The organism is Candidatus Neomarinimicrobiota bacterium (assembly GCA_022560655.1).
Taxonomy (GTDB): Bacteria; Fidelibacterota; Marinisomatia; order SCGC-AAA003-L08; family TS1B11; genus JADFSS01.
Map to the genome: position 1 here is coordinate 1 of JADFSS010000054.1, position 14,633 is coordinate 14,633.

At 62.1% G+C, this 14,633-nt stretch carries 14 protein-coding genes; 9 read left to right on the forward strand and 5 right to left on the reverse strand.

Going from position 1 to position 14,633, the window contains the following annotated elements; translation table 11 throughout:
* The 3 genes from IH971_08420 to IH971_08430 all read right to left on the reverse strand — a co-directional run.
* On the reverse strand, positions 1-689 hold a 689-nt coding region (locus IH971_08420), incomplete at its 3' end, for an NAD(P)H-hydrate epimerase (protein ID MCH7497860.1).
* Positions 690-754: 65 nt separating this feature from the next.
* Positions 755-1,453: an oxidoreductase gene (locus IH971_08425; protein ID MCH7497861.1), complete on the reverse strand. Its 699-nt coding sequence runs from the start codon at positions 1,451-1,453 to the stop codon at positions 755-757.
* Positions 1,454-1,463: 10 nt separating this feature from the next.
* Entirely contained in the window at positions 1,464-1,676 is a 213-nt protein-coding gene (locus tag IH971_08430; GenBank protein ID MCH7497862.1) for a dodecin domain-containing protein, read from the reverse strand.
* 195 nt (positions 1,677-1,871) lie between these two features.
* Here IH971_08430 and IH971_08435 point away from each other — a divergent pair, with 195 nt between their 5' ends.
* Complete coding sequence (locus IH971_08435; GenBank protein ID MCH7497863.1) at positions 1,872-2,228, forward strand: hypothetical protein; 357 nt, start codon at positions 1,872-1,874, stop codon at positions 2,226-2,228.
* Positions 2,229-2,623: 395 nt separating this feature from the next.
* The gene (locus IH971_08440; GenBank protein MCH7497864.1) at positions 2,624-3,124 is read left to right on the forward strand and encodes a mechanosensitive ion channel; all 501 of its coding nucleotides are present in this window, start codon (positions 2,624-2,626) and stop codon (positions 3,122-3,124) included.
* Positions 3,125-3,282: 158 nt separating this feature from the next.
* Here IH971_08440 and IH971_08445 read toward each other — a convergent pair whose 3' ends face one another.
* Both IH971_08445 and IH971_08450 read right to left on the reverse strand, forming a co-directional pair.
* Positions 3,283-3,609, reverse strand: coding sequence for a hypothetical protein (locus IH971_08445; GenBank protein MCH7497865.1), 327 nt, complete (start codon positions 3,607-3,609; stop codon positions 3,283-3,285).
* 2 nt (positions 3,610-3,611) lie between these two features.
* Positions 3,612-3,893, reverse strand: a complete 282-nt coding sequence (locus IH971_08450) for a hypothetical protein (protein MCH7497866.1) — start codon at positions 3,891-3,893, stop codon at positions 3,612-3,614.
* 186 nt (positions 3,894-4,079) lie between these two features.
* Between IH971_08450 and IH971_08455 the strand changes: the two genes are divergently transcribed.
* The 7 genes from IH971_08455 to IH971_08485 all read left to right on the forward strand — a co-directional run.
* The gene (locus IH971_08455; protein MCH7497867.1) at positions 4,080-4,448 is read left to right on the forward strand and encodes a hypothetical protein; all 369 of its coding nucleotides are present in this window, start codon (positions 4,080-4,082) and stop codon (positions 4,446-4,448) included.
* Between the two features lie 300 nt (positions 4,449-4,748).
* The gene (locus IH971_08460) at positions 4,749-6,218 is read left to right on the forward strand and encodes a TolC family protein (GenBank protein ID MCH7497868.1); all 1,470 of its coding nucleotides are present in this window, start codon (positions 4,749-4,751) and stop codon (positions 6,216-6,218) included.
* Positions 6,215-9,370 (forward strand): efflux RND transporter permease subunit, encoded by a 3,156-nt coding sequence (locus IH971_08465; GenBank protein MCH7497869.1) that lies wholly within the window; start codon positions 6,215-6,217, stop codon positions 9,368-9,370. The genes IH971_08460 and IH971_08465 overlap by 4 nt, the downstream gene beginning before the upstream one ends.
* Positions 9,371-9,690: 320 nt before the next feature.
* Positions 9,691-10,644: a dihydrodipicolinate synthase family protein gene (locus IH971_08470; protein MCH7497870.1), complete on the forward strand. Its 954-nt coding sequence runs from the start codon at positions 9,691-9,693 to the stop codon at positions 10,642-10,644.
* Positions 10,645-10,699: 55 nt separating this feature from the next.
* Positions 10,700-11,077: a VOC family protein gene (locus tag IH971_08475; protein MCH7497871.1), complete on the forward strand. Its 378-nt coding sequence runs from the start codon at positions 10,700-10,702 to the stop codon at positions 11,075-11,077.
* A gap of 34 nt (positions 11,078-11,111) precedes the next feature.
* Positions 11,112-11,564, forward strand: coding sequence for a hypothetical protein (locus IH971_08480; GenBank protein MCH7497872.1), 453 nt, complete (start codon positions 11,112-11,114; stop codon positions 11,562-11,564).
* 505 nt (positions 11,565-12,069) lie between these two features.
* On the forward strand, positions 12,070-14,633 hold a 2,564-nt coding region (locus IH971_08485), incomplete at its 3' end, for a TonB-dependent receptor (protein MCH7497873.1).

The following is a 14,633-nucleotide window of genomic DNA, read 5'->3' on the forward strand; positions in this document are numbered from 1 at the left end:
TACCCCAGCCTGAGCACGCCCCCGTTGCTGAAGGGTGGCACCGCTCCCGCCTCCGGCACAATCTCCTGCACCAGCGACGGCGGCACGCCGATATCCGCCAGGTAGAGTTCCCCCACGTAGTCCCCTGCCCCCGGGGCGGTGAGGCCCACCTTGGGCAGCGCGAGGGTCAGGGTGGCGGCGGCCACGGTGGTGGGGTCGAAGGGCTGGCCGGTGTCGGCATCCAGCCCGGTGGGCAGGTCCAGGGCTAGTGTGGGGGCGGGCTGTCCGTTGGCCCAGCGCACCAAGTCGGCGGCGGCGGCACGGGGCGGGCCCGACAGGCTGTAGCCCACCAAGCCATCGAGGATCAGTGGGCCGGCGGGGAGCGACTCCACTTCACCGGCCCCGGCAATGGGCAGGCCCAGGCGGCGGCAGATGTCCAGTTGTAGGGCCGTCACCTCCGACAGGTCGTGGTCGCCGTGGGTTAGTACCACCTGGACCGCCGCCCCCCAGTTGACCAAGTTCCGGGCGGCAGTCAGGGCGCCTCCGCCGTTGCCCCCCTTACCCGCCAGCACGGTGACCCGTTTGCCGAGGGGATCACCGTCCAGGAAGCGTTCTGTGGCCAGCCCGGCCAGGGCCCGTCCGGCGTGCTCCATCATCATGGGCAGGGCAATGTGGAGTTGGCCCAGCATGGCGCGATCCAGTGCGGCCATCTGCGCGCGTGTGACGGCGGGAAAGTCGGAACGCTGCCACCGCCGCTGGCGGGACAACAGCGCGTCTATGGCTGCGCTCCCAGCCGCTCGATTTCGTCCGATGGCAGGACGTGGTAGCCAGGGCTGGCTTCCGCGGCCCGGCGGAGCATGGCCCGGGCCAGCGTGGCCGCGTGGATGGCGCGCCAGCGCCTCAGGGGACCGAGCAACAGGGGGGTGACGACCCGCATCAGGGCGAGGCCGACGCGCTCACCGGGCCGGGATTCGGTGCGCTCACCCATGAGGAAACTGGGACGGAAGATGTGGACGGCGGCCAGGGGCAGGTCGCGGAGGGCGGCCTCCAGTTGGCCCTTGGTGCGGGAATAGAGCAGGCGGGAGCGAGGGTTGGCCCCCAGGGCGCTCACCAGCAGGAACTGGCCGGCTCCCTGCCCGGCAGCCAGGCGCGCGGATGCGAGGGGGTAGTCGTGGTCCACCCGGCGGAAGGCCGTGGCCGAGCCGGCTTTGGCCCGGGTGGTGCCCAGGCAACAGAAGACGGCGTCCACGGCGAAGCAGGCAGCGTGCTCCTCCAGCGCGTCGAAGTCGGTCACCTGCCAGTCCAGGTCGGGGTGGGCAGACTCACCAGGGCGGCGGGCCAGCACGGTGACCCGGCGAAAGGCGGGGCTCGCCAGCAGCTGGCTGAGGCAGTGGCCCCCCACCAGTCCGGTGGCCCCCAGCAGGAGGACAGAGCGGGGCCGCCGCCGCTGGCGGGGCAAGGGCGCGCCGGCCATGAGGGCGGGGCTAGGTGGCCTTGACCTTGAAGGAGAGGTTCACCCGGGCGCGGAAGACGATGGCGCCGCCTTCCCCCACCTTCAGATCGAGCTTGCTCACCTCGGCAATGCGCAGGTCCCGCAGGCTCTTGCCGGCGGCCTTGACGGCGCTTTTGGCGGCCTCCTCCCAAGAGGTGGTGCTGGTCCCCACCAGTTCGACGACTTTGTAGACACTGTCAGCCATAGGGCGGCTCCTTTCGGGTTGTTGGTGGGCCGAATTTATCGCCGCGGGAGGGGCCAAACCTAGGGGGGCCAAAGCCCACCGCCTCCCGAAGTATCGGGACAAGTTCCGGCGGGGTGAAACGCCCCCCGCGCCCCCCTCGGGGCCGTAACTTCTGGCTGTAAAGAACCAACCCTTTCAGCAGGAAGAGATCCTACCATGAGCTACAACAAATACCGCCCCGGCGCCGGGCGCAAGAAGACTCCTCGGCCCCCCAGCGTCACCGTTTCCCCATCGGGAATGATCTCCGTCAACCGGGCGGCCTACGTGGAGCACCTGAAAGGGGCCACCCACGTGGAGCTGTTCTACGACGCCGACGCCCGCAAGATCGGCCTACGCCCCAAGAAGTACAAGACCCGGGACGCGCTGAAGCTCACCGTCATCGGCAAGCAGAAGGGGGCCTACCGCGTGAACGGCAAGCCGTTTCTGCAGGCCTTTGGTATTACCTTGAGCGAGCGCCGCAAGGGCGCCCCCACCTGGGACGCCGAGCACCAGGTCTTGGCCCTGAAGATCTAGGGGGCCTAGGCTGCCACTGGGCGTTTCGGCCTTGGCCCCGGGCATTCGGATGCCCGACTGTCCAAGGAGACTGGCCGGCGTCCAGCGGGGTGACCCGAGCCTGGGGAAGGGCAAAGTGGTCAGGTGTAAAAAGCTGCAGATGATGCATGACCTAAACCATGGAAACGCAAAATGTTTCGCTTAGTCTTAGACCCAATTAGCCCAAATTCCGTTGACGCCGTCCACCCTACAACCAGGTAATTTGATTACAGTTCATAATGTTTGATGTCTCCGACCTTGATATGTAATATCGACTGGGTGATGAGCAGAATATCATATTCTCGGGTTATTTAGCTGTTCTTCGCAAATAATAGTTAGCTGTTTTCCGGTGAGTTAAAACCAGAGCGTATTAATTTATGGGAAATATCGTGCAAACTCTGCTTGAGCGAGCCACTCTCTGGGCACCGAGGGTGGGCGGTGTTATAGCAATATTCCTCGTTTTCTTTATCCTTGCGAAAATAATAAAGAGAATAATCACTAACAATGCCGAGCGACTGAAACTTGATAGAAATCTCACTTCGCTACTTGCTCGTACCAGCAGTATTACACTCGTTAGCTTTGGGATTGTTACCGCTCTCGGAACTCTAGGTGTCAATGTATCTGCGCTTCTGGCCGGTATCGGGTTGGTTGGTTTCGCAATTGGTTTCGCTTTGAAAGATACTATTTCCAATCTTCTTTCAGGCGTCCTCATATTACTATATCGACCGTTCGAGATAGGAAACCGTATAAAGATATCAGGTTACGAGGGTATTGTTATTTCTATCAACCTGCGATATACTGAACTTGAAGCCGAGGGTAATAAGATACTCATTCCCAATTCAAAATTATTTACCGATCCAATCACTGTTCTTCATTAGCGGGAAATCAGGGGTTGAGTGGATATGGCTGGACTACTCATGGTCGGGGGACGCCTACCGGCATCTACATTTGCATACCTGATAGCACCCAAAATACACCTATTCCACCGAACTGGCGCTGCTAACGTAGGGTTCCGCGGCCCCACCGGGAGGGGAGGTCAGTCGCTGTAGTCGAACCGGGCCAGCGTGTCCCCGGCGATGGCGTGGAAGGCGGCCACCTCGTCCGCCGGCAGCTCCCGACGCCACTCGCCCAGGCGTGACGGGTCCAGGGACACTCCGCCGGACTGGTAGCGTCCCACGATCTCCTCCACCCCCTGCTCTTCGTCCAGCCAGTCCAGCAGCTGCCGGAGGGTGGGCGCCGACCGGCCCGCTCCGCCGATGAAGATGGGCGGACGGACGGTTGGAGAGCCCTGCTCGGGTGCGGGTGCCGTGCCCGCTATGCCGAGCCCCGATGGAGAGGGACGGGGCTTACCAGGCGGCGGCACGCCTAGCCGTTGCCGTGGCGCTCCATGACCTCCTGCAGATCGCTGAAGGTGTAGGTGGTGAGTTTTATGATTTTCGCCTGGGCGCGGTAGGCCGGGGGCACCATCGCCCAGGCCGTCGCCTTGTCTTCCAGTTCCACGATCATCCAGGCCTTGTGCGCGTTGTCCACGCTGCCGTAGTCGGCGTGGGTCATGAAGTGGGAGCCGGTCTCCATAAAGATTTTCACGGCCTGGATGCAGGCCTGCTCCTCCGCCTCGTGGGGCACCTCGATGAGGAATCTCTCCATGACACGACCTCTCGCTGATGGTGTGTGACGTTGCGGGGGGGTGAGCCCGCCGCCAATGTTACGGGCGGCAGCGGCGGTTGTCCATAGGCGCGTACCGGGTTGGCCTCCACTTAACCCCTTGATATGCGGTCCGTTTCTGCGGATATGCCCCCATTCCGTGACCGCCAACCCCTATCATGAGGCCGCGTGAGCCAACTGTCTGACTTCCTCGCCGAGCTGAAGCGCCGCCGGGTGTTCCGGGTGGCGACCTTCTACGGCGGCATCGCCTTCGTCATCGTGCAGATTATCGATGGCACCTTCGAGGTCGTGGGCGTGCCGCCGTGGGTGAGCCGCCTGTTCATGGTACTGTTGGCCGCGGGCTTCCCCGTGGCAGGAGGCCCTGCCTGGGTCTTTGACATCACGCCGGAGGGCATCGCGCGGACGAGCCGACTCGCGACTACGGGTCATGACGTCACCCTGGACCCGTCCAAGGGTGGCAGGAGCACCGGCAAACCCCTCAGCTCCAACCGGGCGCTCATCGTGGTGGGCCTGCCGGCGGTGGTCATCGGGGTGTAGAGCCGCTGGGACGCCCGGCGAGGCACCGAACAGGCTACTTCGGTGGCGGTGCTATTCATCGTCTGCCAGATCGCGCTGAAGGACATAGTGCCCATGTTCCACGATATCCCCACCCTGGCCCCTGGGTATCTATTTCGTGCGGCTGTAGAACCACAGCGCCATTGCACCGGCGGCTGCTGAGGGTACCGCCTTTCGGCTGAGAAATTCCTTGCCCCACCCCCTGCGGTAGACCCCAAGCTCTGGGCTGACATGCATGCCACCCCGCCATTGGTGGGGCAGGCCAATTGGGAGAGGGGGACCATGAACCGCAGCGCCACACGCTTACTCATACTGATCACCATTCTGGGAGGTCCCATCGGGGCGCCGGCCCAGTCCATCACCCTGGAGGGCTACCTGAACCTGGTGCGGGAGAACCATCCCCTGTTCGCCCGGGAAAACCTGGGTCCCGCCCTGGAGGAAGCGAGCCGCGAGGCCGCGCTGGGCGCCCGTGACGTGCGGCTTGACTTCGCGCCGGGCTACGCCACCAGCCAGCCCCTGCCCACCTCGGCCTTCTCCCCCACGAAGCTGGACCAATTTCGCGCCGGCACCAGCCTGGAGAAGGCCATCTGGGGCACCGGCGGCCGCCTCGCGTTGTCGTGGACCAGCGACGTTCTCAGCCAGAATATCCCCAATATCGTCCTCGGAGATATCAGTATACCAGCCGGGCCGCCGGAGTTCTACCAGCACGACCTGGCCCTGGCCTACACCCAGCCCCTGCTGCAGAACTTCCGTGGGACGTTGGACCGGCTGGCCTACGACCTGGGCCGGTACTCGGTGGACATGGCGGCGCTGATGGCACTGGAGAATCAGGAAGCCTTCCTGCTGCGCATGGGGAGCAAGTTCCTGGAATGGGTGGCCCTGGGCGAGCAGCAGGCCATCAGCGCGGAGCGGCTGCGCCTCACCCGACAGCAGCTGGAGCAGGTGCGCAGCAAGCGGAGGGCCAACCTGGTGGACGAGGTGGACGTGCTGCGGTCCGAGGACGCGGGGCGCATCGCCGAGCAGGGGTTGCTGCTGGTAGCGGCGCAGGTGAAGGCCAAGGGTGCGGAGCTGGCCGTGCTGGCGCGCTCCCCGGAGCTGGATAAGCCCGATTTCGACCTCTTTGCCCGGGTGGACTACGGCACGACCGGCGAACTGCTGGCGCACCTGCGGGACGACTCCCGCCTGCTGGCGCTGGTTGCCAGGCGGCGGCTGCAGCTGGAGCGGCGGCACCAGGGCCTGGAGGAGCTCACCCGGCCGCAGCTGAACCTGGTGGCCCAGCTGGCGGTGAAAAGCGGCAACGAAGCGCTTGACAACTCGCTTAAATTCGACAAGACCGACGCCGGGCTGTTCCTACAGTTCAGCTACCCCCTGGGGAACCGGGGCGCCCGGGCCGATGTGCAGAAGAGCCGGCTGGAGCTGCGGCGCAACGCCCTCGAGAGCGACGAGATCATGCTCGACCTGGAGGCCGGGCTACGCAACCTGAAGATTCAGATTGAAGAACTGGAGAAAGTGATGACCCTTAACGAGGAACAGATCAAGACGGCCCGGCGCAAGACCGCCGCCGAGCTGGAGCGCTACAACAGCGGCCGGGGCGAACTGACCTTCGTCATCCAGAGCCAGGACAACGAGATGGCGGCCCGGCTGGCCTATACCCGCAACGCCGCCACTTACCACGCCCTGGGCCTGCAGCTGCGGGCGCTCACCGACGACCTGCTGGACGGCGACTTCATCGGAAAGGACCGGCGGCCATGAAAGAACTACTGCGCTATTTCGCCCAGCGCCACCTGCTGGCCAACCTGCTCACCTTCACCATCATCCTGCTGGGGCTGAACGCCCTGCTACGCCTAACGCGCGACCAGTTCCCCGCCATCGACCTGGACGAGATGGTGGTGACCACGCGCTACTCGGGGGCGTCGCCCGAGGATGTGGAACTGAACGTAACCAACAAGCTGGAGAAGGAGCTTGAGCAGGTGGACGGCGTGGACCTGGTGACGTCCTACTCGCTGGAGAACATCTCGGTGATCAACATCGAGCTGGACAGCGACGCCGGGGACAAGGAGAAGATCAAGCGGGACATCCGCGACGCCGTAGGGCGGGTCACCGATCTGCCGCCGGAAGTGACCGAAGCGCCGCTCATCTTCGAGATCAAGTCGGAGAACTTCGAGGTCATCCGGGTGGGTATGGCCGGCGACCTCCCCTACCGGGAGCTGGTGCTGCTGGCCAAGCAGTTCGAGGATAAGCTCACCGGAATCAAGGGGGTCTCGGGGGTGGACAAGACTGGCTACCTGGCCCGTGAGATCAAAGTGGAGGTCTCACAGGCGGCCATGGAACAGCACCAGATTCCCATCCGGGAGATCGTGGCCGCCATCCGCCTGCGCAACATCCGCGCCACCGGCGGATCGTTCGAGTCGTACACCAGCGAGCGCAGCATCGTCACGCTGGCCCAGTTCCGGAACCCGGAGGAGGTAGGCGACGTGATCGTACGCTCTACCTTTGAGGGGCCGCGCATCCTCGTCAAGGATCTAGCCATCATCCGCGACGGCTTCGAGCCGGAGAAGACCCGCTTCCGAATGAACGGCAAGGCGGTCATCGGATTCACCATCTTCAAGAAGGCCAGCGCCGACGTGATCCGGGTGGTGGACGCGGTGAAGGAGCTGGTGGAGAGCGAGCGGGAAAAGATGCCGCCCGGCGTGGAGCTCATGTACTCATCCGACGAGTCGCGCTTTGTGCGCAGCCTGCTGGGCATCATGACCGCCAACGGCCTCATTGGGCTGGTGCTGGTGACGCTGGTGCTGTTCATCTTCCTGAATCTGCGCACAGCGTTCTGGGTGGCCATGGGCATTCCACTGGCGCTCATGGGGGTGTTCTTCCTATTGCCGTTCTTTGGCGCCTCCATCAACATGGTGACCCTGCTGGGCATGATCATCGTCATCGGGCTCATCGTGGACGATGCCATAGTCATTGCGGAAAACATTACCACCCGGCAGGAGCAGGGCGATACGCCCCTGGACGCGGCGGTGAACGGCACCCACGGCGTGCTGCGGCCCGTGACGGCCACCATCATCACCACGACCCTGGCCTTTAGCCCCTTCTTTTTCATGTCGGGCATCATGGGCAAGGTCATGTGGGCCTTCCCCCTGGTGATCATACTGGCGCTGACCCTTTCCTATTTCGAAGTGCTGACCATCCTGCCCGCCCACATCACCGGCGGCCGCAGACAGGCGGGTCAGGCCGGCAAGATGCCCCGGGCCAGCTGGTTTGTACCGGTGCGGGAGCGGTTCCAGCGCTTCCTGGTGATCATGCTGCGCCTGCGCTACGCGGTGGTGGCGGTTTTCCTGGCGCTGCTGGTGGGGGCCTTCGTCTATGCGGGTAGGCACATGCAATTCGTGCTGTTTCCCGGCGACATCGCCGACCAGTTTTACATCACACTGGAACTTGAGACGGGCACGTCGCTGGAGGCCACTTCCGACCAGGTCTACGAGGTGGAGAGCTACCTCAACGCCCTGCCGCCGGGCGAGGTGGATTCGTACTGGACCATCGTGGGCAGCCAGACGGGGGGCGGCGGGCCCCCCTTCTCCCCCGGCGAGAGTGAGAACTGGGCCATGCTCTCGGTGACGCTGACGCCCTACAACGAGCGGGCCCGCTCCGCCGACCAGATCGTGGCGCAGCTGCGGGAGCAGACCGAAGCCCTGCTGGGGCCCGAGGTGGTGCGCTATTTCATTGACGCCGGCGGGCCGCCGGTGGGTAGCCCCATCACCATCCGGGTGGTGGGCAACGACAACCGCATGCGCAGGGCGCTGGCCGATTCGCTGGTGGCGTTCCTGGGCTCCCTGGAGGGGGTCACCGACATCAACCGCGATGACAAGCTGGGCAAGGAGCAGGTGGAGATCAGATCGGACTACGTGCGTCTGTCACAGCTGGGCCTGACGGTGGCCGATATTGCCCAGAACGTGCGCCTGGCCTACGATGGCGAGGTAGTGACGCGGGTGCGCTATGGCGATGAGGACGTGGGTTTCCGCGTGCAGCTGGAGGAAGCGGCGCGGCAACGGCCCGACTACCTGGGCCAACTGCAGATTCCCAACCGGTCGGGGCGCCTCATCCCTCTGCGGGACGTGGCCGAGTTCAAGGTAGGGCCGGGGCCGTCCAGTTTCTTTCACTACAACGGCGACCGTGGCATCCGGGTGACGGCAGACCTGACGAAGGGGGGCAACATGACATCCCTGATGGCCAACCAGGCGGTGCTGGAGCGGTTCGACCTGCCGAATGACTGGCCCGGCATGCGCTTCGTGGTAGGGGGCGAGGCGGAGGAGACGAAGGAGTCCATGGTGAGCCTGGCGATGGCCATGGCAATGGCCGGGGTGGGCATCTACCTGGTGCTGGTGCTGCTGTTCAATTCGCTGACCCAGCCGGTGCTGGTGATGTTTGCCATCCCCTTCGGGATGATCGGCATTATCGGGGCCTTTGCGCTGCACGATCAGCCGCTGGGGTTCCTTGCCATCATGGGAGTCATCGGGATGATGGGGGTGGTGGTGAACGACTCGCTGATCCTGGTGAACCACATCAATGTGCACCGGCAGATGGAGCCGGACAAGAAGTTCCTGCGCATTGTGGCCGAGGGTACGGCCTCGCGGCTGCGGCCCATCCTGCTCACCAGCATCACCACGGTGGCGGGGCTGCTGCCTACCGCCTATGGGCTGTGGGGCTACAATGCCTTTATCGCGCCTATGGCGCTGGCGCTGGGCTACGGCATCCTGTTCGCCACGCCGCTGACGCTGCTGCTGCTGCCGTCGCTGTACATGGTGCAGCACGATATCGGGCTGCTCGTCCGGCGCATACCGGGCTTGGAGAACTACTACTTTATTCCGCACACCACCGCCGATGCGCAAACAGAGCCGGCCGGGTGATGGCCAGCCCGTCAGGGCCCAACCTGGGCGGGGTGATGCGGGTCATCTGGCCGCCACAAGGAGGTGCTGCCCTGGTACGAGACCGTGGCAGGGATTTCTGGGTTTGAGCGGGCGGTGATGCCGGTGGCGCACCTCCGGCAGGAGGGAAATTTACCAGCGGCTGGGCGAGGCCGAGGAGGCGGCCAGACACTACCGGCGCTTCCTGGAGCTGTGGCGCGATGCCGACCCGGCCTTCCAGCCCCTATTGGAGGAGGCACGAAGCAGCCTTGCGGAAGTCGCAGAGGCGAGTTGAGCCTTGGGCGTCCCCTGACGGCTCGCCCATGACCCCCACTCCCCACCTCTCCGGGGCCTACGCCCCCATCCTCACACCTTTCACCCCTGACGGCGGCACCATCGACTGGGAGGCCTACCGGCAGCAACTGGACTACCTTCGCGGCGCCGGGCTGGACGGCGTGGTGGTGCTGGGCACCAACGGCGAGTACGGGCAGTTGTCGGACGAGGAAAAGTACCAGCTGGTGACCACCACGCTGGAGGCCAATACCGGCCTGCGCGTCATTGTTGGCGGCACCAAGCCCGAATCGGCGTCGGGGACCCTGGCCCTGCTGGCCCGGCTGGAAACGCTGGCCCCGCGCATTGCGGCGGTACTCGTGGCGCCCCCCTTTTTTCGAAACTACGCCGCCGGGGAAACCGTGGCAGCGAGGGAGGTGGTGCAGTTCTACCGCAGCGCCGTGCAGATGCTAGACGGGCTGCCACTCCTACTGTACAACGTGCCGGTGCCAGCGGGCGGTCAGGTAACGGCGGAAGTGACCCCCCAGGCGGTGGCCACCCTGGCCGATGAGCCAGGCATTGTGGGCATCAAGGACTCCAGCGGCCAGGCCGAACTGATCCTGGCCTATCAGGCGGCGCGGCCGGGCCTGCGACTACTGGTGGGCAGCGACCACTTAGTGGCGGCGGCCGTGGACGGCGGGGCGGCAGGGTCGGTGACGGCCTGCGCCAACGTCTTTCCCGCCGCCGTGCTGGCGGTGTACCGTGCAAGCCAGGGACCGGAGCGTGAGGCCGCCCAGGCTAGACTCAGCGCCCTGCGTAGGGTGCTGGAGCTGGTGCCGGGCAAGCTGGTAGCCGCCCAGAAAATGATGCTAGCCCGGCTGGGGGTTGTGCCCCGGCAGTCACCGGTGCGGGTCGGCGGCGAGCTCACCCCGGACGAGGCGGCGGCCGTGTGGGAGGCGCTGGAGGCGGCGGGGGGAGCAGTGGCACCACCGGGGCGAAGAGATTAACTTCCGGCATATCCGCGGCGCTGGAGCCCAGGTACATAATCCGAGAGGAGCGAACATGTTAGGCAAATCCCTAGTGGTACCCACCTTGCCGGTGGTGGACCTCGACCGGGCCAAGAAATTCTATCTGGAGACCCTGGGCCTCACGGTGGATTCGGAGGACGAGTGGGGTACTATGCTGGCCTGCGGCGGCGGCACGAAACTGCTGCTCTACCCTCGCGGGGCTACGAGGGCAGACCATACTGTAGCCTCATTCGAGGTGGACGACGTGGAGGCCGCCGTAGCTGAGCTGCGAGCCAAGGGGGTGGTATTCCAAGAGTACGATCAGCCAGGGCTCAAGACCGAGAACGGTGTGGCTACCGCGGGTGAATCAAAGGCGGCCTGGTTCCTCGACCCGGAGGGCAACATCCTGGCACTGGGCTCCTCGCCGGACTAGCCCCGTCTGGAGCCCTGCCTAGGAGGAAAATTCCATGGCTGACGCCGGATCCGATTCCTCTGGGCCAGCGCCGGCCTACGCCTGGATCATTCTTACCCTTTTAGGCATGGTGCTAGCCCTGTCAGCTGTGTACATCCTGTCCACCGGGATGGACCCATCTGATTTCGAGGGTGCCACGGCGCTGGAGTGGGACACGTTCAACCGCTCGTACCCGGAGGTGGGCATTTACCTCATGCGGCTGGAGCGGCTGACAGGCGCGGTCATGCTTGGCTTTGCCCTGTTCGCGGCGATGGTGTCATACGGGCCGTTTCGTCGCGGCAACCGTTGGGCTTGGGCCACTTTGTGGATCGTCCCGCTGGCGCTGGGCCTGGTGACGGGGGTGTTCCTCACCCATGGAGCCGGTGAACTGGGCGGCTTCTACGGCGGGCTGGCGGTGCTGGTCGTGCTGATGCTGGTGTTGCCCTACCGCGCGTTTTTTCCACGCTAGCATGGGCGGCAAACTTATGATTTTACCTCAGCACGGCGCTTGTTCCTAGGCAGGCTGGCAGATTCGCACGGCCGGCTCCCCTCGGGCGCGAGTTTCGCCCTAGCGCGTACCTTTCGATTCTCTTCGACATCAGCCCTTTTATAACCGCGCCGCGCCCTGGTGAGCTAATTCCCATCGAATACTGATCCGTCTGGATCGGCCTGCCCGCCACAACCTGGCTCACAAACGAGGTGGTGAACACCGACCTGGCCCTAAACTTGGCCCTCTAGCGCATTAGGCAGCGGCCAGAACCGGGCCGTCGGCCCCTGGCGGCGTCGGGCTCAAGTTCGCTTGTGACCCCATTCAGGCAGGGTTACATTTAGAGCGTCTTGGGAGGAAAATTCAACTGTCTTGCGGTGGATTCTTTCTTGCACCTGAGGTCAGGTCTTTGAGGAAGTACGCCGACGCCCATCCCGGTGCCGGAAGGCACCAAATCCCACAGCGGAACAAGCTTGAGGAGGGACTCATGTCACGAATCAATTGCAGGCGAATGATTACGGCCGTGGCTACGGTAATGCTGATGCTCCCGGCAGGGGCCTGGGCTCAAGGGGTGACCACGGCGGGGCTAGGCGGCATCGTTAACAGCGAAGATGGCGAGGCCCTTGCAGGGGCCAACATCGTGCTGGTGCACGAGCCCAGCCAGACGCAGTACGGCGCCATCGGCCGGGCGGGGGGCTATTACAATCTGCTCAATCTGAAGGTGGGCGGACCCTACACGCTGACGGTATCCTATATCGGCTACAAGACGCAGACCCAGAGCGATATCTATTTGAACCTGGGCAGCGCCGCTACCATCGACGTGGCCCTGGTTGAAGAGGCTATTCTAGGTGAGGCCGTGGAAGTGGTGGCCGAGGTGGACGCGGTGTTCAACGCCGACCGCACCGGGGCGGCCACGTACGTGGGTCCAGACGAACTGGCCCGCATGCCGTCCATCAAGCGGAGCACCCGGGACATCACCCGCCTGGACCCCCGCAGCGACGGCAATTTCAGCTTTGGCGGGCGCAACTGGCTGTACAACAATATCTCCCTGGATGGCTCCTATTTCAACAATCCCTTTGGCCTGGACGACCCGGCGCCGGGCGGCCAGACCGACGCCGAGCCGGTGCCCTTCGATGCGATTGAACAGGTGCAGGTGTCGGTGGCGCCCTTCGACGTGCGGGAGGGCGGCTTCACCGGTGCGGGTATTAACATAGTAACGAAAAGCGGCACAAATCAATTAAAAGGGTCGGTTTACAGTTTTAATAGAAGCGAAGCCTTCGTCGGTAACAAGGTTAGTGGTTCCGAGGTTATCGCCAACCCTGACCTGTCGTTCAATCAGTCCGGATTTACTTTGAGCGGACCGATCGCTAAGAATAAACTGTTTTTCTTCTTCACCATAGAAAGAGAAAGAAGAGAGGATCCCGCCAGTAATTTTGTGGCTGATCGAGATGGCAACGTGGAGTTTGGTGAGTCACGCGTAAGTGCTGCAACTATGGATGAAATTAGACGGGTCATGAAGGACGAATATCGATATGATACTGGAGAGTACGAAAATTATTTCCACAAAACGGAAAACGACAAGATCATCTTAAAGATAGATTGGAACGTGAGTGCTAATCACAACCTGACTCTAAGATATAATAGGCTGGATGCAGTGCGTGACAAGCCGCCGCATCCATTTGCCGCCAGTTATTTAGGTACAGGCCGTGGACCGAGCGAGTTCACGTTACCATTCCAGAATTCAGGATATGCAATCAACAACAAACTCGATTCATATGCTCTGGAGTTAAACAGTGTGTTCGGCGGTAGTGTTGCCAATCGCTTCTTTTTCAGTTATAATAAGTTCCGCGACTTTCGTAAACCCGTCAGCAAGGACTTTCCTACCATTGAGATCGGGGAACCCACCGCAACCGGAGCGGACGTGACCTACACTACTGTGGGCCATGAACCGTTCTCGATACACAATATATTAGACCAGGATGTCTTTCAGTTTACGAATAATCTCAGTTATTTCTCCGGAAGGCACGTATTTACCGGTGGCGTCAACTATGAGCGATTCAACTTCTTTAATTCATTTAACCTCTTCCGGCACGGTGTATTTTTAGCGCCTGCTGATCTGGGTATACTGACAGGGGGATTCCTTCCCTTCGATTTTTTGGATTTTCTTGGCGCAACTACATTTTCATCCGTGGATAATTTCTTTGCTCGAACAAATCCCGATAGCACCGCAAAATTTTATGACTTGAATGCGCTAGTTGGTTCCGGTCCGTTTGTTGGCGAGAAAATTGACGTGGGTCAGCTGGCATTTTATGGGCAAGACGAATTTCAATTGTCAGAACAAATTAAGTTAACATATGGACTCCGTGTAGATCGCCCAATTTATTTTACGGAACCTGTTGACAACCCATTCTCGAGAGCTATGATTCTGCTAGACGAAAACGGTGATCCTGAGACCATCGATCAGAGTAAACTCCCGGATGCAACGCCCTTGTTTTCACCCCGTGTCGGTTTTAACTGGGATGTCAACGGGGACAGATCTCTCCAGCTCAGAGGAGGCACGGGAATATTTACAGGGCGACTACCATTTGTCTGGATAGGAAATAATATTTCAAATCCAGGTCCAAATCCAAATCTTTTCGGGTTTGCCGGAGGACTGGCAGAAGAGGATGTTCCGGCTGATCACGAAACTGACGATGGATCAGGCCGTCTCTATGAGGGCAGGTCGGTTTTGAAACAGAGTTTCTTCCTGAATGCCATGGTCCCGGATTTTAAATGGCCTCAGGTATGGACAACAGACCTAGCGGTTGATATGAAACTTCCCGGGGACATGCTGGGGACGTTTGAATTTCTATACAGTAAAGATTTGAATGCGATTTATTTGAGAAACGGCGACTTAGCGGCCCCGGTTCGCAATCTTCCTGACGGCCGACCGTTTTACGATGGCAGGATACTAAACGACAGTGTGGTTGTGGACGGAAATACCCTCTTTAGTGGCGGTGACTATAGCGGTGCTTTCATCATGGATAACACCAGCGAGGGGTACAATTTCAA